Source organism: Streptomyces sindenensis (assembly GCF_014649035.1).
In the GTDB taxonomy this organism is placed as follows: Bacteria; Actinomycetota; Actinomycetes; order Streptomycetales; family Streptomycetaceae; genus Streptomyces; species Streptomyces sindenensis.
This window is the reverse complement of sequence record NZ_BMSG01000042.1, coordinates 1-20488: the sequence shown is the minus strand read 5'-3', so window position 1 is coordinate 20488 and position 20488 is coordinate 1. Positions and strand designations below refer to the sequence as shown.

Here is a 20488-nt window from a genome sequence, read left to right as displayed (position 1 = left end):
ACCATCAGGAGCCCACCGGCGGGTTGAAGCGGTGGAACTCCGGGGCCGACCAGCGCAGCGGGGAGGCGGCGGCGATCTCCCGTACGGCGGTGATCTCGAACTCGACGAGCCGCTCCGCCCCCGGGATGCGGGCCACCTCGTCCGCGTCCCAGACCGTGCGGGCGACGCCGGTCAGGTGGAGGGCGGAGCCGGTGTCCCAGTCGGGCACGAACAGTCCTGCGGCGGGGTTGAGTTCGAGGTTGCCCAGGGTCAGGAACATGCCGTTGCCCGCATAGTCGGGCCAGCGCAGCAGCCAGGGCGTGACGACCTGGACGAAGCCCGGGTTGCCGCCCCGGTGCGAGGCGTCGGCGTCGCCCCGGTCGGAGGCGGTGGCGACGAAGAAGGTGTCGGCGGACCGCAGCGCCTCCTGCTGTGCGGGGCTCAGGGCGTCCCCGTCGGTGACCTCGCGCCGCCCCCCACCCGCCCCGCCCGGTGCGATCCGGTGGGGGTGGCGTTCCTGGATGTACTTGGGGCAGTTGGCGACGGCCTGGTCGAGGGTGACGCGGAGCCCGCTCCCGTCGCGGACCGCCCGCCCGTTCATCCGCATCCGGCGACGGGTGGCGGGCTCGATGGCGATCATCCCGATCCGGGCGGGTCCCGCCGCGCCGCTGCCACCCCCGTGGGCACCGGACAGCAGGCCCGCCAGCGGGTCGTCGGGCGGCGGCAGCGCGTCGACGGTCAGGACGTCCGGCGCGGGGACGGCCAGGAACCCCGGTTCGCCGGTGAGCTGGGTCGCCCAGATCCGCCCCTGCCGGTCCGCGCCGCCCACCACCAGGAAGGGCTGCCGGCCGAGGAACTCCGCCGCCACCTCGGGGATGTCGGAACGGATGGCCCGCTCCGCACTCGCCGCCCGCCGGGCCAGCCCCGCCCGCTCCTGCACGGCGATTTCGCCCCGGTGATATCCGTTCATGGTCCGCACCCTGCCCTTTCGCACCGAGCCGCCGACGCCTAGAAGAATCCGCAGGTGGGAGCACCGGCGGTCGGGGCGTCCGCCGGGTCGGCCCCGGTGGGCGCGTAGATCTCCAGGCGGATGCCGTCGGGGTCGGCGAAGAAGATGCCGCCCGAGGTGCCGCTCTCGCCGTGCGGGACGACGCCCTCGTAGGAGAACTCCGCTCCCAGCCCCCGCAGGGCCTCCTCGGCGGCTCGGACCTCGTCCACCGTGTCCACCTCGAACGAGAGGTGGTGGAGGCCGGGGAGGGCCGTGGCGAACGCCCCTTCGCTCTGCTGCCACAGGGTCACCAGGAGCCGGGAGTCGCGTCCGAGGAAGATCCAGCGGCGGTCGGCGTCCTTGCCCTCGGCCAGCACGTCGAAGGCGAAGACCTCCCGGTAGAACGCGGTCGAGCGGTCGAGGTCGGTGACGTTGAGGCCGACGTGGCCGGTCCGGAGGTTCCTGGCCTTGCTCATGGTCGATCCCGTGCCTTAGGTCGGGGCCACGAGGTCATCTCGTAACCGTTGTCATTCATTTTGCCGGTTAGAAACGACCAGCGCAAACCGGTGATCTTGATTTGGCCGGTTATCATCGATGGGTCACCCCGCCCCCGCCCCGCCCCTCCCCCACGACGGAAGGAGCCCGACCGTGACGCAGCCTCCCGGGCCCGACCCCCGGCCGCTGACCGGCGAACCGCTCGCCATCGACCTGCTCAACACCCGCTGGATCGACGGGGGCGGGCGGCACGACCTGCTGGATACCGTGTCGGGCCTGGCCATCTGGCTCGACAGCCCTCCGGTACGCGAGCACCTCACCCTCGGCACCTCCCTCACCTCCTCCGCCGCCCTCTCCCCCGAAGCCCCCCTCACCGCCGACCGCGCGACGCTGGACCGGCTGCTCACCGCCCGCGCCGCGCTCGACGCCCTCGCCGCCACGGCCGTACACCGCAATCCGGCCACCCCGGAGGACAGCGCCCGGCTGAACGAGGTCCTCGCCCACGGCCGGATCCGTTGCACACTGGGCCCCGGCGGGCTGCCGGAGTCGGTGGTGGAGGTCGACGAGCCGTCCTGGCTGCCCGCCTGGTACGCGGCGGAGAACTGGCTACGGCTCGTCGCGGACCGCCCCGACCGCATCCGCCACTGCGCGAACGACGCCTGCGTCCTGCACTTCCACGACACGTCCAAGAACGGCACGCGCCGCTGGTGCTCCATGGCGGGGTGCGGCAACCGCGCGAAGGCGCAGCGCCACTACGCCCGGCGCACCGGGACATAGGACCCGGGGCTCGGACCGGTCCGGTTCCGGCCCGGCCCACTCCGGTTCCGGCCCAGCCTGCTCCGGTTCGGCCCGGCCCGGCTCGGCCCGGCCCGCACGCGGGTTCACATCTGACGCATCGTCAGTTCTAATGGGCGGCGTGATGGGACACGCAGGCATGGCCGCCACCGCCGTCCGATACCTCAGGTCCGTCGGCGCCGCAACGACAGCCGCACCGCGGACACCGCAGGAGACACCGCCGGAGGCGCTGCCCCGCCCGGACCTGAGGGCCGTCCGGGACGACGAGCGCCCGCCGGTCGAGCCGGCCGAATTCCGGCGCGTGCTGGGCCACTTCGCCAGCGGCGTCACCGTGGTCACCGCCCGCGACACGGACGGCCCGACGGGCTTCGCCTGCCAGTCCTTCGCCTCGCTCTCGCTGGACCCGCCGCTGGTGTCCTTCATGGTCGCCCGTACGTCGACGACCTGGCCGCGCATCGCCCGCGCCGGGGCGTTCTGCGTGAACATCCTGGGGGCCGAACAGGGCGCGCTGTGCCGCAAGTTCGCGGTGAGCGGGGCGGACAAGTTCGCGGGCGTGGCCTACGAGGACGCCCCGGCGACCGGTTCACCGCTGCTCGACTCCGTACCCGCCTGGATCGACTGCCGTATCCACGCCGTCCACACCGGCGGCGACCACCTCATCGTGGTGGGCCGGGTCGAGGCGCTGGGCGCGGCAAGGGAGGGCGATCCGCTGCTGTTCCACCGGGGGGCCTTCGGCCGGCTCAGTCGCTGAGCCGGGGCTCCGGCGGTGCACGGCCCACGGCGGCCGACAGCGGGGCCTCGGCCGTTCAGCGGCCGGCGGGGGACTCCTTCGGCGCCGGAACGCGGCGGACCACCAGCGACATCAGCGCCGCCATCGCACACAGCGCCCCCGCCGCGTACCAGACCACGTCGTAGCTGCCGAACACATCCCGCGCGACGCCGCCGAGGAACGCGACCACCGCCGCGCCCACCTGGTGCGAGGCCAGCACCCAGCCGAAGACGATCGCGCTGTCGTCGCCGTACTGCTCACGGCAGAGCGCGAGGGTCGGCGGGACGGTGGCGACCCAGTCGAGACCGTAGAACACGATGAAGAAGACCATCGGCGGGCGCACGTCGGGGGCCATGAGCATCGGCAGGAACAGCAGCGCGATCCCGCGCAGCGCGTAGTAGACGGCGAGGAGCCTGCGGGCGTCGAAGCGGTCGGTGAGCCAGCCGGAGAAGATCGTGCCGATGACGTCGAAGACCCCGATCACGGCGAGCAGCGAGGCCGCCACGGTGATGGGCATGTGGTGGTCGTGGGCGGAGGGCACGAAGTGGGTGCGGATCAGGCCGTTGGTGGAGGCCCCGCAGATCGCGAAGGCGCCCGCGAGCAGCCAGAACGGGCCGGTGCGGGCCGCGTCGACGAGCACGCGCACCGCTCGGCGCGCGGCACCCCGGGCGGGCCCGGGCTTCGCCACGTACGCACCGCCGTACGGGGCGAGTCCCACATCGGCCGGATGGTCGCGCATCAGGAGCCAGACGAACGGGACGACGACGAGGGACGCCAGGCCGACGGTGACCGAGGCGGGCCGCCAGCCGTGTTCGTCGACGATCCAGGCGCAGAGCGGGAGGAAGACGAGCTGCCCGGAGGCCCCGGCGGCGGTGAGGATGCCGGTGACCAGGCCCCGGCGGGCGACGAACCAGCGGTTGGTGACGGTCGCGGCGAACGCCATCGCCATGGACCCGGTGCCGAGGCCGACCAACAGGCCCCAGTAGATCATCAGTTGCCAGGAGGCGGTCATCCAGACACTGGCGATCGCCCCGGCCGCCACCATGGTGAGCGCGACCGCCACGACCCGCCGGATGCCGAAGCGGTCCATGAGCGCGGCGGCGAACGGCGCGGTCAGCCCGTACAGCGCCATGTCGATGGAGACCGCGAGCCCGATCTCACCGCGCGACCAGCCGAACTCGGTGTGGAGCGGGTCGATGAGCAGGCCGGGCAGGGAGTTGAAGGCCGCGCCGCCGATGATCGTCACGAAGGTGACGGCGGCGACGAGCCACGCCCGGTGTACGCGGGGACGGGGCCGGCGGGGCTCCTCGCGGGGCGGACGGCGGTCGTCCCGGGCTGCGCTTTCGATGGTCTCGGTCACGTGGACCAGCTTCTTGGCCTGGGGCTTTCCCTACGAGTGGCCTGAAGGACATGGTTCGCAGGGATCGGGCCACGACGGCAGGGTCCGGAGCGGGCGGGCGCGGACGCGGGCACTGCGTACGATCGCCGCCTGAACGAGAGAGGTCGCCCGCCGGATCCCGGCACGGCACGACACGACACGAGGAGCGACATGCACTGGGCCGTCCGCCAGGAGTTCGACCGCCGAGCCGGGGCCCGCGTGGCCTGGGGAGTGGGTCTGTCCGCCGTGGCAGCCGGGCTGCTGCTCTGGCTCGGCTACCTGCTGCTGGCTCCGTACACCGTCGCGTCCTCCCCCGGCCGCGACCTGGAGTGCGAGTCCCCGCTCGCGTACGGCCGTTCGCACACCAGCCCTTCCCTGTGCGCCGGGGAGCGCGACTGGCCCGCACTCGTCGGCATCCTGGCCCTGTCCGTCCCCACGGCCGTGGCGGGCGCGGCGCTCGTCGTCAGCGGCACCTCACGGCGGCGCACCAGCGCCCATGTCTTCGCGATACTGGAGATGCAGGCGAGCGAGGAACGGGCCCGCGGCAAGAAGTGAGGACCCGGGCCGCCGTCAGCCCCGGGCCCGGGCCGCCGCACGGAGCACCGCCCACGCACCGGCCGCCCCCACCGCGTACCAGAACAGATCCGGCGCGTTGAAGGTCGAACCGAGGACCAGCCGGGCCGCCGCGCTGTGTGCCGACAGCTCCGCCGGTACGCCGGTGAGCTGCGCGAACTCCACCGTCCAGCTCAGACCCAGCGCCGTGAGGGCCACCACGACAGGGCGGGCGCGGGGCGCGCAGAAGGCGACGAGTGCGCAGAGCAGGACCGTGTAGAGCGCGCTGCCGGCGTACTTGGCGAAGGCCCCGTCCGCCACTGCGCGTACGGCGAGGCCCGCGGCGACGGTGCCGGCGGCCGCCACCGCCGCGACCGTGCGAGCCGTGCGAGCCGTGCGATCGCGAGTGCGCCGCGGCCGGTTCGGGGACGGGTCCGAGCGCGGGGGCGTGCGGGTGTCACGGTCCGCGTCGGGAATGGACGCGGGCTCTGTCGGCTTCTTCATCACGTCGCTACTCTGTACCACCATTGGTCTATACCAATACCGCCGCCGCTCGTCTCCGAGGAGGCCGTCATGCCGCACCGCGTCGTCGTCCTGGCCCTCGACGGGCTGCTCCCGTTCGAACTGGGCATCCCGCAGCGGATCTTCGGCCGCAGCATCGGCACGGAGGCGGACGGCACGGCCCGGAAACTGTACGACGTGGTGACCTGCTCGATCCGCCCGCCCGGCCCGGTCAGGACCGACGCGGACTTCGCCGTCCTCGTGGAGCACGGCCCGGAGGCGCTCGCCACCGCCGACACCGTGGTCGTCCCCGCCTCCTACGAGCTGGGCCCGGTCTTCGAGGAGGGCAGGCTCACCGAGGAGCTGGCCGCCGCGCTGGCCCTGGTCCGGCCCGGCACCCGGATGGTCTCCATCTGCACCGGCAGTTACGTGCTGGCGGCGGCCGGATACCTCGACGGCCGCCCCGCCACCACGCACTGGTCGTCCGCCGACCACTTTCAGCGCGTCTTCCCGCAGGTCCGGGTCGACCCGGACGTCCTGTTCATCGACGACGGCGACGTCCTGACCTCCGCCGGGGTCGCGGCCGGGATCGACCTCTGCCTGCACCTGGTGCGGCGCGATCACGGGGCGGCCGTCGCGAACGAGATCGCCCGCCGCACGGTGGTGCCCCCGCACCGGGACGGCGGGCAGGCCCAGTACATCCACCGCCCGCTCCCCGAACCGCAGTTCGCGACCACGACGGCCGCCCGGGCCTGGGCACTGGCCCGGCTGGAGCGGCCGATCCTGCTGCGGGACATGGCGGAGCAGGAGGCCATGAGCGTACGGACGTTCACGCGCCGCTTCCGCGAGGAGGTCGGGATCAGCCCCGGCCAGTGGCTCACCCAGCAGCGGGTGGAGCGGGCCCGCCAGTTGCTGGAGTCGACGGACCTGTCCATCGACCAGGTCGCCCGGGACGCGGGCTTCGGCACGGCCACCTCGCTGCGCCAGCACCTCCAGGCGGCCCTGGGCGTGCCGCCGACGGCCTACCGGCGTACGTTCCGGTCGTCGGCGGACGTCTAGGCCCGCCCACGAGCCCCGGCCCACGAGCCCCCGCCCACGAGCCCCGCCCAGGAGCCCCGGCCCGCGAGCCCCCGCCCACGAGCCACGGCCCGGGAGCCTCAGCCCGTGCGCCCCACCAGGTCGTCCAGCTCGGCCCGGAACAGCAGGGCCGGGTCGAAGCCCATGCCCGTGAAGTGGCCCGCCAGCTCCAGGGACAGCACCCCGTGCAGCCGGGTCCAGAACGCGAGGGCACGCCGCAGCACCCCGGGCGGGGCCGGGTGGTCCCCGGCCCAGGCGCGGTGGTCCGCCAGGTGGGCGGCGAACGGCGAGGCGGGCGGGTCCGGCTCGACGGCCGCCCAGGCGGTCAGCAGGTCGGCCATGATCTCCCGCGAGATGCCGGTGATCTCGTCGGGCGCGTGGTAGCCCGGGACGGGGGTGCCGTAGACGAGGAAGTACCGGTGGGGGTCCGCCAGGGCCCAGTCGCGCAGGACGTGCGCGAGGGCGGCCGGGTCGGCGCCGGTGACGGCCGCCGCGTGGACGGCGTCGGCGAGACTGCGGTACGCGTCCCCGACGAGCTCGGTGATCAGCTCGTCACGGCCGGCGAAGTAGCGGTAGAGCGCGGGCCCGCTGACACCCATCCGCTTGGCGATCGCGTTGAGGGAGAGCGCGGAGGCCCCGGCCGTGGCGATCTGCTCCCAGGCGTGCTGCTTGATCTCGGCGCGCACCTGGGCGCGATAGCGCTCGCGCGGAGTCCTCGCGTCCGACCCGGCCATGGACGGCCACCTTCCCCGGCTCGCTTGCCTGCTACCCACTGAAAGTTTCGTTGGAAGGTATCAGGGAGCCCCGGCGGACCCGTCGGCTCAGAACACCAGCACCCCCCGGGCCACCCGCCCGTGGTGCGCGTCGTCGGCCGCCTTGGCGAAGTCCTCCACCGGGTACGTCTCCGTCACCAGCTCGTCCAGCAGCAGCCGGCCCTCCCGGTAGAGGTCCGCGTACAGGGCGATGTCGCGCTGCGGCCGCGAGGACCCGTAGCGGCAGCCCAGGATCGACTTGTCCAGGTACATCGACGAGACCAGGAACGACGCCTCGGCGCTCGCCGCCGGGACGCCGAGCAGGACCGCCTGCCCGTGGCGGTCCAGGAGGTCGATCGCCTGGCGGATCAGCTCGGTGCGGCCGACGCACTCGAAAGCGTGGTCGGCCCCGTCGGGCAGGATGTCGCGCACCCCCTCGGCCGAGGCCAGGAAGTGCGTGGCGCCGAACTGCCGGGCCACCGCCTCCTTCGCCGGGTTGCTGTCGACGGCGACGACGGTGCGCGCACCGGCCAGCCGGGCCCCCTGGAGCACGTTGAGGCCGATGCCGCCGGTGCCGAGGACCACAACGCTGTCGCCGAGGCCCACCTTCGCCCGGTTCAGGACGGCCCCGACGCCGGTCAGCACGCCGCAGCCGATCAGGGCGGCCGAGGTGAGGGGCAGATCGGCCGGGATCTTCACGGCCTGGACGGCGCGCACGACCGTACGTTCGGCGAAGGCGGAGTTGGAAGCGAACTGGAACACCGGCTCGCCGCCCCGCGAGAACGGCCGTCCGGGCCTCCCGATCGCCTTGCGGCACATGGTCGGCCGGCCCCGGTCGCACTGGGCGCAGGCCCCGCAGTTGGCGAGCGTGGACAGCGCGACATGGTCACCGGGCCGTACGTGGACGACACCGGGCCCGACCGCCTCCACCACGCCCGCGCCCTCGTGGCCGAGCACGACGGGGGCGGGGAAGGGGATCGTGCCGTCGATCACCGACAGATCGCTGTGACAGAGCCCGGCGGCGGCGATCGCCACCAGCACCTCGCCGGGGCCCGGGCCGCGTATCTCCAGGTCGTCGACGACCTCGGTCCGTGTGCCGTCGAAGACGACGCCTCTCATCTCGGCTCCCTCGGTAGGCCGAGCACCCGCTCGGCGATGATGTTCCGCTGGATCTCGTCGGAGCCGCCGTAGATGGTGTCGGCCCGGCTGAAGAGGAACAGGTGCTGGGCGGCGTCGAGTTCGTAACCGCGCTCCGCCGTCCACGGCTCGGGGCCGACCGCCCCCGCCTCGCCCGAGACCTCCACCGCCAGCTCCCCCAGCCGCTGGTGCCAGCCGCCCCACAGCAGCTTCGCCACGCTGGGCGCGCCGGGGTCGCCGGTGGCGCCGAGGGTGCGCAGGGCGTGGCGGCGCATGGTGTCCAGCTCGGCCCACTGGCGGACGAGCCGGGCCCTGATGACCGGGTCCTCGGCGGCCCCGCTCGCCACGGCGGCGGCGACGACCCGGCCCAGCTCCTCGGCGAACCCGATCTGCTGGGCGAGGGTGGACACCCCGCGCTCCCGGGCGAGCAGCCCCATGGCGACCCGCCAGCCGTTGCCCTCCCCGCCGACGTTCTCCGTCGCCCGGGCCCCGTCGAAGAACACCTCGTTGAACTCGCTGGTCCCGGTCAGCTGGCGGATCGGCCGCACCTCGATCCGGCCCGGCTGGTCCATGTCCAGCAGCAGGAACGACAGCCCGTGGTGGCGGGTGGAGCCGGGGTCGGTGCGGGCGAGGACGAAGCAGTGGTCGGCGTCGAGGGCGAGCGAGGTCCAGATCTTCTGCCCGGTCACGGCATAGCCGCCGGTGCCGTCCGGGGTGGCCGTGGTCCGTATCCCGGCGAGGTCGGAGCCCGCGCCCGGTTCGCTGTACCCCTGGCACCAGAGGCTCTCGCCCCGGGCGACGGGGGGCAGATGGCGGCGCTTCTGCTCCTCGGTGCCGTAGGTGATGAGGGTCGGGGCGAGGAGGTTCTCCCCGATGTGGCCCATCCGGGCGGGGGCGGTCGAGCGGGCGTACTCCTCGGCCCAGACGACCTGTTCGGGAAGGGTGGCGCGGCGGTTGCCGTAGGTCTCGCCGTCCTCGCCGGGCCAGCCGATGCCGATCCAGCCCGCTCCGCCCAATTCGCGTTCCCAGGCGCGGGGCTCGGGGGCGGGGGTGTCGGCGAGGTGGTCCGCCAGCCACGTACGCACCTCGGTACGAAAGTCCATGGGTTCCTCCAGAAATCAAGCCCGTCCGGCGATGGAGGCCCGGAGTCCGGGGCAGCGCCCCGGGGGGCTCCAGGCCCCCGCTCCTCAACCGCCGGAGGGGCTGGGATTGCCCCGGTCGTCCCGCGCGGGCCCGTCGGAGGGGCTGGATGTGTTCGGGCGGTCGCCCGACTTCGCCGCCGCCGCCATCTCCGCCACCCGCTCCAGCATCGGCATCGGGTCCACCCCCACCGTCCCCGGCAGGAAGTCCGCGATCCGTTCCGGGGTCCAGGGCGCCCCCTCCGCGTACCCCGCCCGCAACTCCCTCGGCTGGGCCCAGACCGCGATCTTCGGGCCCGCGATCGTGTACACCTGGCCGGTGATTCCCTCCGCCCGCGCCCGCTCGCTCAGCAGGTAGACGACCAGCGCCGCCACGTCCTCCGGCTCCCCGATCTCCTTCAGCTCCACCGGGACCCCGGCCGACATCCGGGTCCGGGCGACGGGCGCGACCGCGTTCGCCGTGACCCCGTACCGGTGCAGGCCCAGCGCCGCGCTGCGGACCAGCGAGATGATCCCGCCCTTCGCCGCGCTGTAGTTGGCCTGGGAGACGCTGCCCTGGTGGTTACCGCTGGTGAAGCCGATCAGCGTGCCCCCGCCCTCCTGCTTCCGCATCACCGCCGACGCGGCGCGGAAGACGGTGAAGGTGCCCTTCAAGTGCGTCGCGAGGACCGGGTCCCACTCCTGCTCCGACATGTTGAACAGCATCCGCTCGCGCAGGATCCCGGCCACGCAGACCACCCCGTCGAGCCGGCCGTACTCCGCCAGCGCCGTGTCCACGATCCGCTGCCCGCCCGCCATCGTGGAGATGTCGTCCCCGACCGCCACCGCCGTGCCGCCCGCCGCCTCGATCTCCTTGACGACGGACCGGGCGACCTCGCTGGTGGGTTCGGAGCCCTCGACCGAGACGCCGTAGTCGTTGACGACGACCCGTGCCCCCTCCGCCGCCGCGGCGAGCGCGACCGCCCGTCCGATCCCCCGGCCGGCCCCCGTCACGGCGACCACTCTGCCTGCCAAGAAGTTCCCCACGCCCGGCCCCTTCCCGCTGTTTCTGACGGACCGTTAGATTTTACGGGCAGTCAGATACTCCGGCACAAGACCCAGGAGGTCCCCATGTCCCTGCCGGCCGAGTTCCACGAGATCGCCGAGCGCGTCAACAACTGGGGGCGCTGGGGCGAGGCGGACGAACTCGGGACGCTCAACCTGGTCACCGACGCCGTCGTACGGGAGGCGGTGGCGACCGTCCGCACCGGCCGCCGGATACCGCTCGCACTGCCGCTCCGACAGGACGGCGTACAGAGCGGGCTCATCCCGGGCCGGGTCAATCCGCTGCACACCATGGTCCAGATCAACCAGGAGATCTTCGGCCCCGGCACGATCGCCACCAGCGACGACACCGTCACGATGGGCCTCCAGGCAGCCACCCACTGGGACGCCCTGCCCCATGTCTCGCACAGCGGGAGGATCTACAACGGCCGCCCCGCCGACACCATCACGGCGCACGCCGGAGCGCGGTTCTCGTCCATCGCCGCCGTGGCGCACCTCGTCTCGCGCGGGGTGCTCCTGGACGTCGCCCGCGCCCGGGGCGTGGACCGGCTGCCGGGCGATCACGCCGTCACACCGGAGGACCTGGCGGCGGCGGAGGAGTTCGGGGGCGTACGCGTACGGGCCGGGGACATCGTGCTCGTACGGACGGGGCAGATGCGCCTCGCGCTGGACGGGGACCGGGACGCGTACGGCCACCCGTCGCCGGGGCTCTCCGTGCGCACCCCCGAGTGGTTCCACGCCCGGGACGCCGCGGCCGTCGCCAACGACACCCTGACCTTCGAGATCTTCCCGCCGGAGATCGCGGACCTGTGGCTGCCCGTGCACGCGCTGCACCTGGTCGAAATGGGCCTGCTCCAGGGCCAGAACTGGAACCTGGAGGCGCTGTCCACAGCCTGCGCGGAGGAGGGCCGGTACGCCTTCCTGCTCACCGCCGCGCCGGAGCCGTTCGCCGGGGCCACCGGGTCGCCGGTCGCCCCGGTGGCGGTTCTGTAGAGCGGTCCCGGGTCAGGTGGGTCTCAGGCCAGGTTGTCGGTGAAGACGCACGAAGGCGGTTCGCACACCTCGCCGCCGCCCTGGACGACCACCGTGGGCAGCGCCGCGGCCCGCACCGGACCACTCCGGTCGACCTCGCACCAGATCTGCTTGCCCGCGCCCTCCGGCAGCCAGCCCCAGCGGTCGGCGAGCCCGTCCACCAGCTCCAGGCCCCGGCCGCCCGTGTCCTCGCCCGCGGCATGCCGCTGGATCGGCGGGCAGTCGCTGGCGTCGGCGACCTCGACCCGGACGGTCCCGGCCGCGCCGGAGGCCCCGCCCCCGCCGAAGAGCATCCGCAGCACGGCGGGGCACCCGGTGTGGACGACGGCGTTGGTGACCAGCTCCGAGATCAACAGGATGAGCGTCTCGGCGAGCGGCTCGTCATCCCCTATCCCGGAACCGACCAGACGCGACCGCGCCCACCTACGGGCCCGCCCGACCTCTGCGGGATCCGGACCGACCTCCAGCTGAACCTGAAGCACCTGCACCGCTCACACCATCCGAACCGGCGGACACATCGCCTCGCGCCTCCTCAGGGTCACGGAACGTGATTCCCTTACGCGACAGCATGGTTGACGTACAGTCACCGCAACAAGCGCTTCGGGCATATTCCAGCGCGAAGGAGTACGCGTGGTGCATACTGTGCGACGCACGCTGCGGAGAGTCGAACAGGAGCGCGCAGAGACTGCGAGAAACGCTCTTCGGGCAGGCCCGGCACATCTCCGGCGAGAGCCCTCGCTCCGGACCGGAGCCGCCGCACAGGCCGCCCCCGGATCACCCGGTTCCAGAACCACTCGCATCCCACGGAGCGTACCCGAGCCGGGCCCCGACTCCACCCGGTGACGAATCACGCAAAGGACACAACCCGGTATCGCCACCGGGCGGATGCGCTGCGTCACCCTCCGCCCCCTGCTTCCGGGGCCCGCCGTCCGTACGCCGTCGAGCTGCGCCGAAGCCGCCCCGCCGCCCCCAGATCGGCGGCCAGCAGCTCCTCGGCACCGGCCCCGGAGAGCCAGGAGGCGGCCCGGATCCAGGCCCGTTTCAGGTGGAGGTGAACATCTGCCTCCCAGGTGAAGCCCATCCCGCCGTGGATCTGGAGGCAGTCGCGGGCGTTGCGGACGGCCGCCTCGTCGGCAAGGAGTTTCGCCGCCGCGATCTCCACCGGGTCGCCGGTCACGGCTGCCGCGTACACGGCGGCGCGGGCCGGTTCGGTGCGGGCGAGCATGTCGGCGCAGAGATGTTTGACCGCCTGGAACGATCCGATGGGCGATCCGAACTGCTGGCGGCTCCCGGCGTGTTGAACGGCCGCCTCGGTGGTCCGGACGGCGCTGCCGAGCTGCTCGGCGGCGGTGAGCAGCGTGGCCTCGCAGTGGAACCGCCCGGCGTGCGCCGGAGTGCGCTCCGTCGCGGCCGGGGCACGTCGCGTATCCGCCCGCGTGCGCTCCGAAGCCGCCCGGGACCCCTCCGCCGCCGACACGCGCCCCGCCGCCGCTGCCGTACCCGCCGGAGCGCGGTGCAGCGGGGTGAGCGGGTCCATCGACCGTACGGGCCGGGCGGCGGCCACGAAGGCGCGCAGCGCCTCCCCGGTCAGCGGCTCCCCCGCGAGCGGCTCGGCCCCCACCAGCACCGCGTCCGCCTCCGCCAGGTGCGCCACCGGCAGGTCCGCGTCCACGGCCGTCACCACCGCCTCGCCCTCGGCGGCCCCCTCCACCCGGCCCGCCGCCAGGTGCGTGGCGACCAGCGGGCCCGGCAGCAGCGCCCGGCCCGTCTCCTCGAAGAGCAGCACGGCCTCGGGCAGCCCGAGGCCCACCCCGCCCGCGTCCTCCGGCAGCCGCAGCGCGAAGAACCCGGCCGCCCCCAGCTCCCGCCACAGCGACCGGTCCAGGACCCCGTCCCGCTCCACCGCCGCCCGCAGCCGGCCGGGGCCGAAGACCGCGCCGAGCAGGTCGCGCATACCGGACCGCAGGGCCCGCTGGTCGTCCGAGAGCTGGAAGTCCACGGTGGCCTCAGCGCCCCTTCGGCAGGCCGAGGATGCGCTCGGCGACGATGTCGCGCTGGATCTGCGAGGTGCCGGCGGCGATGGTGTACGAGAGGGAGGACAGCCGGTCCAGGACCTCGTCCCGGTCCAGGTCGAAGGCGTCCGCCGCGCCCAGCACCTCCGCCGCCGCCTCGCACAGCTCCTGGCGGAGCCCGGAGTAGCGCAGCTTGAAGACCGAGCCGCCGACGCCGGGGACCCCGCCCGTGCGCTGCGACTCGCTGACGTTCGCCTGCGTGAGCCGCCACAGGGCCCGGAATTGCGCGTTCAGGCGGCCCAGCCTCCGCCGCAGGACCGGGTCGTCCCATCGGCCCGTCCGCCGGGCCTCGTCGGCGAGCGCCTCCAGGGTGCGGCGGCAGGCGACGACCTCGCCGACGAAGGCGGTGCCGCGTTCGAAGGAGAGGGTGACCATGGTGACGCGCCAGCCGTCGTTCTCCGCCCCGACCCGGCAGGAGGCCGGCACCCGGACCTCGTCGAGGAAGACCTCGGCGAACTCGGTGGACCCGGCGAGCGTCCGCAGCGGCCGGACCGTGATCCCGGGGGCGTCCATCGGCATGGCGAGCCAGCTGATCCCGCGGTGCTTCGGCGCGTCCGGGTCGGTCCGCACCAGCAGTTCGCACCAGTCGGCGACCTCGGCGTGGGAGGTCCAGATCTTCTGGCCGGTGACCACGTAGTCGTCCCCGTCGCGCACCGCCCGCGTCCGCAGGGCCGCCAGGTCGGAGCCCGCGTCCGGCTCGCTGAACCCCTGGCACCAGATCTCCTCGCCGCGCAGCACCGGGGGCAGCCAGCGGGCCCGCTGTCCGGCCGTGCCCTCGGCGGCGATCGTGGGCCCCGCGTGCAGCAGGCCGACGAAGTTCGCCCCGACGTAGGGGGCTCCCGCCCTCTCCGTCTCCTCCAGGAAGATCAGGTGCTGGGTCGGGGTGGCCCCCTGCCCGCCCGCGTCCACCGGCCAGTGCAGACCCGCGTACCCGGCGTCGTACAGCATCCGCTGCCAGGTGGTGTCGTACGCCCGGCGCGCGGGCCAGTCGTCGGGCGGAGGCTTGGCGGTCAGGCCGGGGAGGACGGCGGCCAGCCACTCCCGCAACCGGCCCCGGAACTCCTCCTCGGCCTCCGTGTACGCGAGATCCACGGCCCGCCGCCTACTTGTCCAGGTCCAGGCCGAGCATCCGGATCGCGTTTCCGCGCATCAGTTTGTGGACGGTCTCCGCGTCCAGTCCCTTGACGTGGTCGAGGGCGACCTCCTTGGTGTGCGGGAAGGTCGAGTCCACGTGCGGGTAGTCGGTCTCGAAGGTGGCGTTGTCGCGGCCGACGACGTCCAGCGACGCGATCCCGTGCTTGTCGCGGAAGAAGCAGCAGAACATCTGCCGGTAGTAGTACGTGGAGGGCGGCTCGGGGATCAGATCGCGCACCCCGCCCCACGCCCGGTGCTCCTCCCACACGTCGTCGGCGCGCTCCAGGGCGTACGGGATCCACCCCATCTGCCCCTCGCTGTACGCCAGTTTCAGCGTCGGGAACCTCACCAGCACCCCGCTGAAGAGGAAGTCCATCATCGAGGCCATCGCGTTGTTGAAGGAGAGCGAGGCCTGCACGGCGGGCGGGGCGTCGGGGGACGCGGCGGGCATCTGCGAGCTGGACCCGATGTGCATGTTGACGACGGTGCCGGTCTCCTGGCATGCGGCGAAGAACGGGTCCCAGTGGCCGGTGTGGATGGACGGGAGCCCGAGGTGGGTGGGGAGCTCGGAGAAGGTGACCGCGCGGACACCCCTCGCCGCGTTCCGCTTGATCTCGGCGACCGCGAGGCCGATGTCCCAGAGCGGGATGATGCAGAGCGGGATCAGCCGGCCGCCGCTGTCCCCGCACCACTCCTCGACCATCCAGTCGTTGTAGGCGCGCACACAGGCCAGGGCGACCTCCTTGTCGTGCCCCTCGGCGAAGGTCTGCCCGCAGAATCGCGGGAAGGTCGGGAAGCAGAGGGACGCCTCGACGTGGTTGAGATCCATGTCCTTGAGGCGTTCGGCAGGGTCCCAGCAGCCGGGGCGCATCTCCGCCCGGGTGATGCCCTCCAGGGTCATGTCGTCGCGGTCGAAGCCGACGGCGGCGATGTTCCGCTTGTACGGGAACCTCAGGTCCTCGTAGATCCACCAGTCGGCGGGCGGCCCGTCCGGGTCCATCGTGATGACGTACTTCCCGCCCGTGTACGCCAGCTCCCCGATGCCCTCCGTGAGCGGCTGGGGTCCGCGCTCGCGGTACTTCGCGGGGAGCCAGGTGGAGAAGAGGTGCGCGGGCTCGATCACATGGTCGTCGACGCTGACGATCCGAGGCAGTTCCGTGTCCGTCATGGTGTGTGCCGTCCCCTCCGCGCACCCGGCGGACCGACCGCCCGCGAGATGCTTTCTGATGGCCCGTCAGATCAGATCGCGGCCTTCAGGCTAGCCCCGCACCTCTGGACCGACAAGGCGCGGAGCCCTACGCTCTGCGCAATATCTGACCGGCCGTCAGTTCGGAGGGATCCCCGTGACCGCCGTGAACGACGTGACCGCGCTCGCCCGCACCCTGGGCGCCTCCCGCACCTTCTGGGAGCTGATCGGGGCCCGCGCCGCCCTCACCCCCGACCGCCCGGTCCTGCTCCAGGAGGAGAGGACCCTGACCTTCGGCGAACTGCGGGACCGCGCGGAGCGGGTGGCCGCCGGGCTGTACGGGATGGGCGTGCGGGCGGGGACCGTCGTCGCCTGGCAGCTGCCGACCCGGCTGGAGACGGCCCTGCTCTCCTTCGCCCTGACCCGGCTCGGGGCGGTGCAGTCTCCCGTCATCCCGTTCTACCGGGACCGCGAAGTGCGGTTCGCGCTCAGGGAGTCGGGGGCGGCGTTCTTCGCCGTGCCGGGCACCTGGCGGGGCTTCGACCACACCGCGATGGCCGAGCGGATCGCCGCCGGACTCCCGGACCCGCCGCGCGTCTTCGAGGCGTACGACGTCCTCCCCGACGGCGACCCGGCGCTCCTGCCGCCCCCGCCGGAGCCGGCCTCCGGCGAGGAGGTCCGCTGGATCTACTGGACCTCGGGCACCACGTCCGACCCCAAGGGCGTCCTGCACACCGACCGCTCCCTGATCGCGGGCGGCTCCTGCCTCGCCCACGCGCTGCGGCCGGAGGCGGACGACGTGGGCTCGATGGCGTTCCCGTACGCCCATGTCGCCGGGCCCGACTACACGGTGATGCTGCTGCTGTACGGGTTCCCGGCGGTGATGTTCGAGCAGTTCGCGCTGCCGGACGCGCTGGCGGAGTACCGGCGCCACGGGGTGACCGTGGCGGGTGGCTCGACGGCGTTCTACACGATGTTCCTGGCCGAGCAGCGCAAGGACCCGGACCACCCGCTGATCCCGTCCCTCCGCCTCCTCGCGGGCGGCGGGGCGCCGAAGCCGCCGGAGGTCTACCACGCGGTGGTGCGGGAGATGGGGGTCCAGCTCACCCACGGCTACGGCATGACCGAGGTCCCGATGATCACCATGGGCGCCCCGGACGACACGGCGGAGAACCTCGCCACGACGGAGGGCCGGCCTCCCGCGGGCATGGACATCCGGATCACCGACGAGCACGGCAAGCCGCTGCCGTACGGCGTGGAGGGCGAGGTACGGCTGCGCGGGGAGGCGGTCTGCCGGGGCTATCTGGACACCGCCGCTTCCGCCGGGGCCTTCGACGCCGAGGGGTTCCTGATCACCGGGGACGTGGGCCTCCTCCGGGAGAGCGGACACCTCACGCTCACCGGGCGGCTGAAGGACATCATCATCCGCAAGGGCGAGAACATCTCCGCCAAGGAGATCGAGGACCTGCTCCACACCCACCCGGGGGTGGCCGACGCGGCGGTGATCGGCCTGCCCGATCCGGAGCGCGGCGAACGGGTCTGCGCGGTGATCGAACAGCCTCCGGGCGCCCCGCCGTTGACGTCGGCCGAGCTCTCCGCCCATCTGCTCGGCGCGGGGCTCGCCCGCCACAAGCTCCCCGAGCAGGTGGAGCTGGTGGACGCCCTGCCCCGCAACGAGACGCTGCGCAAGGTGCTCAAGTACAGGCTGCGGGAACGGTTCGGCGGCTGAGGGAGGCGTTACGGGGGCGGGTGCGCCGTCCCCGTAACGCCGGGAGCGGCTACGCGTCGGGCTCGATCACCGTGAAGTACACGGCGAGCGCCGACACCACATCGCTCTCCGCGACCTTCCCGTCCCGGTCGGTGTCCAGGCTCTGGGCGGCGACCCCCGCGATCTCGGCGCTGGCCCCGAGGACCCGGAGCGCCCGCTCCACGTTCGCCACCGACGCTCTGCCGTCGTTCCCACCGTCCGCGACCGCGATGACCGCCCGCAGGAACGGCCGGGCGATCTCGGCGAACCGCTCGGGACTGTCCCGCAGCCGCTTCACCGCCCCGCCCACGAACTCCTCACGGGTGACCCGCTGGTCCCCGTCCACATCGGCGATCCCCGCCATGCCCTGCCAGAAGGCCTCGGCCCCGGTGTAGAGGGCCTGCCCCTTGTCGCAGCGGGCCGTCGTCCCGAACTCGGTGAGCAGACGGGCGGCTGCGGCATTGAAATCGGCGCGATCGATGTAGCCGTTGCCGTCCTGGTCGAAGGCGGCGAAGCGGTGCGCGATCTTTCGCTCGTACTCTGCGCTGTCCATGCGGGGAGCGTACGTCGCCGGAGGGGCTCACGTGTCACCGCGAAGCTGTTCCTGTGTGACAACCTCGCATCGGCGTGTGGACTGAGCGGCGGGAACCGCAGGAGAGTGACGAGAACGCACCCCTCATGACAAGTAAACCCCCCAGCTAATGGCTATTCCCCTTTGTTAAAGTGCGCAAGTTGAGCATGTTTGATCAGTTGAGCGGTGACTGAGCATGGGGGCGGGCGTGTCGACGGAACCCGGGCTGCGGGTGAGCAACAGGAACTTGACGAAGCTTGCCGACGACCTCGACCACATGCAGCGATACCTGGACAGACAGGTCCAGCGGATGGACGCGGTCGTCGACGCCATCGAGGCCCGCCGGCAGGGCCCCGCAGCGAAGGCCTACCGGAAGAAGCACCGCGCGGCGGCCAAGGAAGCCGTGCGCATCCGTGAGCTCGGCGGTCGAGGCGTACAACAACCACGTGCGCCGTCAGGTCAACGAGCTCAGCAAACTCCACGGAGCCCTGGACGGGGCATACAACAGCGCCCCCACGTTCCGGGCGGATTCGGCACGCGCGGAGTCCTTCGGCGCCCGCGCGCCGACCGAGAAAGCAACCACAAATACCCGCTCGATCTCGCGAATCAGGAAGGTACGGTCGGGGCCCATGTGGTGGACAAGCACGTGGGTAAGGCAGATGAGCAGCTGGAACAGCGTCTGAGGGATCAGCAGATCGTCCGGCCTTCCGGCATTCACCCCGAAGCCGTCTCGACGTTCACCACCCTCGCGGACGCGCAGCGATAAACTCAGACGGCTCTGGACGAACCGTCCAGCCAGAGGAAGTTCGACCATTGGCTCGCGGGCAAACCCTGGGCCCAACTCGTCGCGCTCTCCCCTCCAGACGACGAACGCCCCCGTAGTGCGCACGTGTGGAGACCGAGGTACGGAACATGACGCGGATCGACGAGGCCTCGTGGACCCTTTCCCTGCGCGCCCTCTTCGGGGAAGGGATGTTCGCGGCCGTGGGCGCGCGCCGACACGACGACTGGCGATGCGACGCCCTCGACGTCATGCGGCTGGCGACGGCGGATCCACGCGGTTGGCCATGGCTGGTGTCCGCTCCGGGCGGCGCCCCGTACCCCCCGGGCCCGAACGGTCCTTTTGGCACCGTCACGCCGATCTATTTCAACGGCGTGTGCCCGGTGTCCCGAAGGGGAGCCGAGCAGATCATGGTCACCCTCCAGGCGGAGTGGTTCCAGACGAACGGGATCCCGAATTTTTCCGCCCGAGAGGCAGAATTGACCTCTCACGCGCGCAAGGTTCTGGACCGGTTCGGAGAAGATTCGCTGTTCTTCACCAATGCGGTGTCGGCACGGAATAAGCCACACGCCGACATGTTCAGCCGGGAAGGGGCGTACGAAGGATTCACCGAGCACGTCATGGATTGCGGTGTCATCGCTCTCTCAGCCACCGAAGTCGGCGCCTTCTGGGGCTTCACCATCGATTGAGGATTATTCGTGCGTACCCGTTCCGCCACCTATCCCGACAAAGAGACCGCCCACGCCACTTACCCGATCTACCTGTGAAGGTGCCGCAGTGTCCATGAAGCCGCTGGAGTTCGACCGTCGGTACGGCGAACTCGACGTCGTTGTCGCTGCCTTCGCCGGACAGGACGCCGAGAGCCGGGAGACGGACACCATGCCGCCCGCCCTCCAGGCCTACCTCCGGCACACCTGGCACACCAGGCCATGGGCTCTCTCCGTTGCCGAACAGCAACTGCGCGAGTACGCACGGAACCCACCCGGCCGCCTCCGGCTGCGGCTCGGTGAGTTCTACGCGGTGCCCGACCTCGGGCTCCCCGAGTCCCGGACCCAGAGCTGGCTGTCCGAGATGGCCGATCACATCAAGCACAGCATCGAGTCCGGAGAGGTACCGCCCCCGGCCACGCCGCAGACCCACTGGGAGTGGCACGCCCGCTTCGGAGAGCTGGGGCAGTTCCTCGGCGGTTGGTTCTCGCAGGACATGCCCGACGAATTCTCGGACCACGACGCTGCGATCCGCGACTACCAAGCGGGGGCCGACCCTCACCTGACCGCGCGGTTGATCGGCGAGATCAATGAGCTTCTTCGAGTTGGCCACCGATCGGGTGATGGGCCGTGGAGCGCAACGGACGAGGCC

General features: G+C 72.4%; 22 protein-coding genes. 9 read left to right on the top strand and 13 right to left on the bottom strand.

The features are described 5' to 3' along the window. Positions 1-4: 4 nt before the first annotated feature. Together IE145_RS30160 and IE145_RS30155 are read right to left on the bottom strand one after the other, a co-directional pair. Complete coding sequence (locus IE145_RS30160; protein WP_189528604.1) at positions 5-949, bottom strand: pyridoxamine 5'-phosphate oxidase family protein; 945 nt, start codon at positions 947-949, stop codon at positions 5-7. Between the two features lie 38 nt (positions 950-987). Further along, on the bottom strand, positions 988-1443 hold the full coding sequence (locus IE145_RS30155; protein ID WP_189528603.1) for a VOC family protein: 456 nt from the start codon (positions 1441-1443) through the stop codon (positions 988-990). A 172-nt stretch (positions 1444-1615) separates the two neighbouring features. Here IE145_RS30155 and IE145_RS30150 point away from each other — a divergent pair, with 172 nt between their 5' ends. Further along, the gene (locus tag IE145_RS30150) at positions 1616-2239 is read left to right on the top strand and encodes a CGNR zinc finger domain-containing protein (RefSeq protein WP_189528602.1); all 624 of its coding nucleotides are present in this window, start codon (positions 1616-1618) and stop codon (positions 2237-2239) included. A gap of 157 nt (positions 2240-2396) precedes the next feature. Continuing rightward, a complete protein-coding gene (locus IE145_RS30145) occupies positions 2397-3008 on the top strand; it encodes a flavin reductase family protein (protein ID WP_189528637.1) in 612 nt (203 codons plus the stop codon). 55 nt (positions 3009-3063) lie between these two features. Here the strand turns inward: IE145_RS30145 and IE145_RS30140 are convergent, their stop codons facing one another. Beyond that, positions 3064-4386 (bottom strand): MFS transporter, encoded by a 1323-nt coding sequence (locus IE145_RS30140; RefSeq protein WP_189528601.1) that lies wholly within the window; start codon positions 4384-4386, stop codon positions 3064-3066. A gap of 189 nt (positions 4387-4575) precedes the next feature. Here IE145_RS30140 and IE145_RS30135 point away from each other — a divergent pair, with 189 nt between their 5' ends. Beyond that, positions 4576-4959, top strand: a complete 384-nt coding sequence (locus IE145_RS30135; RefSeq protein WP_189528600.1) for a hypothetical protein — start codon at positions 4576-4578, stop codon at positions 4957-4959. A 15-nt stretch (positions 4960-4974) separates the two neighbouring features. Here the strand turns inward: IE145_RS30135 and IE145_RS30130 are convergent, their stop codons facing one another. Continuing rightward, on the bottom strand, positions 4975-5460 hold the full coding sequence (locus IE145_RS30130; RefSeq protein WP_189528599.1) for a ribosomal maturation YjgA family protein: 486 nt from the start codon (positions 5458-5460) through the stop codon (positions 4975-4977). 69 nt (positions 5461-5529) lie between these two features. On the opposite strand from IE145_RS30130, the gene IE145_RS30125 reads away from it, so the two are divergent. Then, positions 5530-6516, top strand: coding sequence for a GlxA family transcriptional regulator (locus tag IE145_RS30125; RefSeq protein WP_189528598.1), 987 nt, complete (start codon positions 5530-5532; stop codon positions 6514-6516). Positions 6517-6614: 98 nt separating this feature from the next. Here IE145_RS30125 and IE145_RS30120 read toward each other — a convergent pair whose 3' ends face one another. From IE145_RS30120 to IE145_RS30105, 4 genes are all read right to left on the bottom strand, one after another. Then, entirely contained in the window at positions 6615-7268 is a 654-nt protein-coding gene (locus tag IE145_RS30120; protein WP_189528597.1) for a TetR/AcrR family transcriptional regulator, read from the bottom strand. Positions 7269-7355: 87 nt separating this feature from the next. After that, positions 7356-8405, bottom strand: coding sequence for a Zn-dependent alcohol dehydrogenase (locus IE145_RS30115; RefSeq protein WP_189528596.1), 1050 nt, complete (start codon positions 8403-8405; stop codon positions 7356-7358). Next, positions 8402-9526 (bottom strand): acyl-CoA dehydrogenase family protein, encoded by a 1125-nt coding sequence (locus IE145_RS30110; protein WP_189528595.1) that lies wholly within the window; start codon positions 9524-9526, stop codon positions 8402-8404. The genes IE145_RS30115 and IE145_RS30110 overlap by 4 nt, the downstream gene beginning before the upstream one ends. Before the next feature lie 84 nt (positions 9527-9610). Beyond that, positions 9611-10588, bottom strand: a complete 978-nt coding sequence (locus IE145_RS30105) for an SDR family oxidoreductase (RefSeq protein ID WP_189528594.1) — start codon at positions 10586-10588, stop codon at positions 9611-9613. A gap of 84 nt (positions 10589-10672) precedes the next feature. On the opposite strand from IE145_RS30105, the gene IE145_RS30100 reads away from it, so the two are divergent. Further along, the gene (locus IE145_RS30100; RefSeq protein WP_189528593.1) at positions 10673-11599 is read left to right on the top strand and encodes a cyclase family protein; all 927 of its coding nucleotides are present in this window, start codon (positions 10673-10675) and stop codon (positions 11597-11599) included. 23 nt (positions 11600-11622) lie between these two features. Here the strand turns inward: IE145_RS30100 and IE145_RS30095 are convergent, their stop codons facing one another. The 4 genes from IE145_RS30095 to IE145_RS30080 form a co-directional block, all read right to left on the bottom strand. Next, the gene (locus IE145_RS30095) at positions 11623-12126 is read right to left on the bottom strand and encodes an ATP-binding protein (RefSeq protein WP_189528592.1); all 504 of its coding nucleotides are present in this window, start codon (positions 12124-12126) and stop codon (positions 11623-11625) included. A 407-nt stretch (positions 12127-12533) separates the two neighbouring features. Further along, positions 12534-13637, bottom strand: coding sequence for an acyl-CoA dehydrogenase family protein (locus tag IE145_RS30090; RefSeq protein ID WP_189528591.1), 1104 nt, complete (start codon positions 13635-13637; stop codon positions 12534-12536). Between the two features lie 7 nt (positions 13638-13644). After that, complete coding sequence (locus IE145_RS30085; protein WP_189528590.1) at positions 13645-14802, bottom strand: acyl-CoA dehydrogenase family protein; 1158 nt, start codon at positions 14800-14802, stop codon at positions 13645-13647. Positions 14803-14812: 10 nt separating this feature from the next. Then, positions 14813-16012: an amidohydrolase family protein gene (locus tag IE145_RS30080; protein ID WP_189528589.1), complete on the bottom strand. Its 1200-nt coding sequence runs from the start codon at positions 16010-16012 to the stop codon at positions 14813-14815. A gap of 175 nt (positions 16013-16187) precedes the next feature. On the opposite strand from IE145_RS30080, the gene IE145_RS30075 reads away from it, so the two are divergent. Continuing rightward, a complete protein-coding gene (locus IE145_RS30075) occupies positions 16188-17759 on the top strand; it encodes a class I adenylate-forming enzyme family protein (protein WP_189528588.1) in 1572 nt (523 codons plus the stop codon). 49 nt (positions 17760-17808) lie between these two features. On the opposite strand, the gene IE145_RS30070 is transcribed toward IE145_RS30075, so the two are convergent. Next, the gene (locus IE145_RS30070; RefSeq protein ID WP_189528587.1) at positions 17809-18330 is read right to left on the bottom strand and encodes an EF-hand domain-containing protein; all 522 of its coding nucleotides are present in this window, start codon (positions 18328-18330) and stop codon (positions 17809-17811) included. A gap of 265 nt (positions 18331-18595) precedes the next feature. On the opposite strand from IE145_RS30070, the gene IE145_RS30065 reads away from it, so the two are divergent. From IE145_RS30065 to IE145_RS30055, 3 genes are all read left to right on the top strand, one after another. Further along, positions 18596-19114: an RNase A-like domain-containing protein gene (locus tag IE145_RS30065; protein WP_189528586.1), complete on the top strand. Its 519-nt coding sequence runs from the start codon at positions 18596-18598 to the stop codon at positions 19112-19114. Between the two features lie 146 nt (positions 19115-19260). Beyond that, positions 19261-19818: a hypothetical protein gene (locus IE145_RS30060; protein ID WP_189528585.1), complete on the top strand. Its 558-nt coding sequence runs from the start codon at positions 19261-19263 to the stop codon at positions 19816-19818. 88 nt (positions 19819-19906) lie between these two features. Further along, positions 19907-20488: contact-dependent growth inhibition system immunity protein (locus IE145_RS30055; RefSeq protein ID WP_189528584.1), on the top strand; the 582-nt coding region annotated here is incomplete at its 3' end.

Excerpts from the sequence above, each read along its gene's own strand:
- IE145_RS30160 (WP_189528604.1), bottom strand. The coding sequence starts at position 949 with ATGAACGGATATCACCGGGGCGAAATCGCCGTGCAGGAGCGGGCGGGG.
- IE145_RS30155 (WP_189528603.1), bottom strand. The coding sequence starts at position 1,443 with ATGAGCAAGGCCAGGAACCTCCGGACCGGCCACGTCGGCCTCAACGTC.
- IE145_RS30145 (WP_189528637.1), top strand. The coding sequence starts at position 2,397 with ATGGCCGCCACCGCCGTCCGATACCTCAGGTCCGTCGGCGCCGCAACG.
- IE145_RS30135 (WP_189528600.1), top strand. The coding sequence starts at position 4,576 with ATGCACTGGGCCGTCCGCCAGGAGTTCGACCGCCGAGCCGGGGCCCGC.
- IE145_RS30130 (WP_189528599.1), bottom strand. The coding sequence starts at position 5,460 with ATGAAGAAGCCGACAGAGCCCGCGTCCATTCCCGACGCGGACCGTGAC.
- IE145_RS30125 (WP_189528598.1), top strand. The coding sequence starts at position 5,530 with ATGCCGCACCGCGTCGTCGTCCTGGCCCTCGACGGGCTGCTCCCGTTC.
- IE145_RS30120 (WP_189528597.1), bottom strand. The coding sequence starts at position 7,268 with ATGGCCGGGTCGGACGCGAGGACTCCGCGCGAGCGCTATCGCGCCCAG.
- IE145_RS30115 (WP_189528596.1), bottom strand. The coding sequence starts at position 8,405 with ATGAGAGGCGTCGTCTTCGACGGCACACGGACCGAGGTCGTCGACGAC.
- IE145_RS30110 (WP_189528595.1), bottom strand. The coding sequence starts at position 9,526 with ATGGACTTTCGTACCGAGGTGCGTACGTGGCTGGCGGACCACCTCGCC.
- IE145_RS30100 (WP_189528593.1), top strand. The coding sequence starts at position 10,673 with ATGTCCCTGCCGGCCGAGTTCCACGAGATCGCCGAGCGCGTCAACAAC.
- IE145_RS30080 (WP_189528589.1), bottom strand. The coding sequence starts at position 16,012 with ATGACGGACACGGAACTGCCTCGGATCGTCAGCGTCGACGACCATGTG.
- IE145_RS30070 (WP_189528587.1), bottom strand. The coding sequence starts at position 18,330 with ATGGACAGCGCAGAGTACGAGCGAAAGATCGCGCACCGCTTCGCCGCC.
- IE145_RS30060 (WP_189528585.1), top strand. The coding sequence starts at position 19,261 with ATGACGCGGATCGACGAGGCCTCGTGGACCCTTTCCCTGCGCGCCCTC.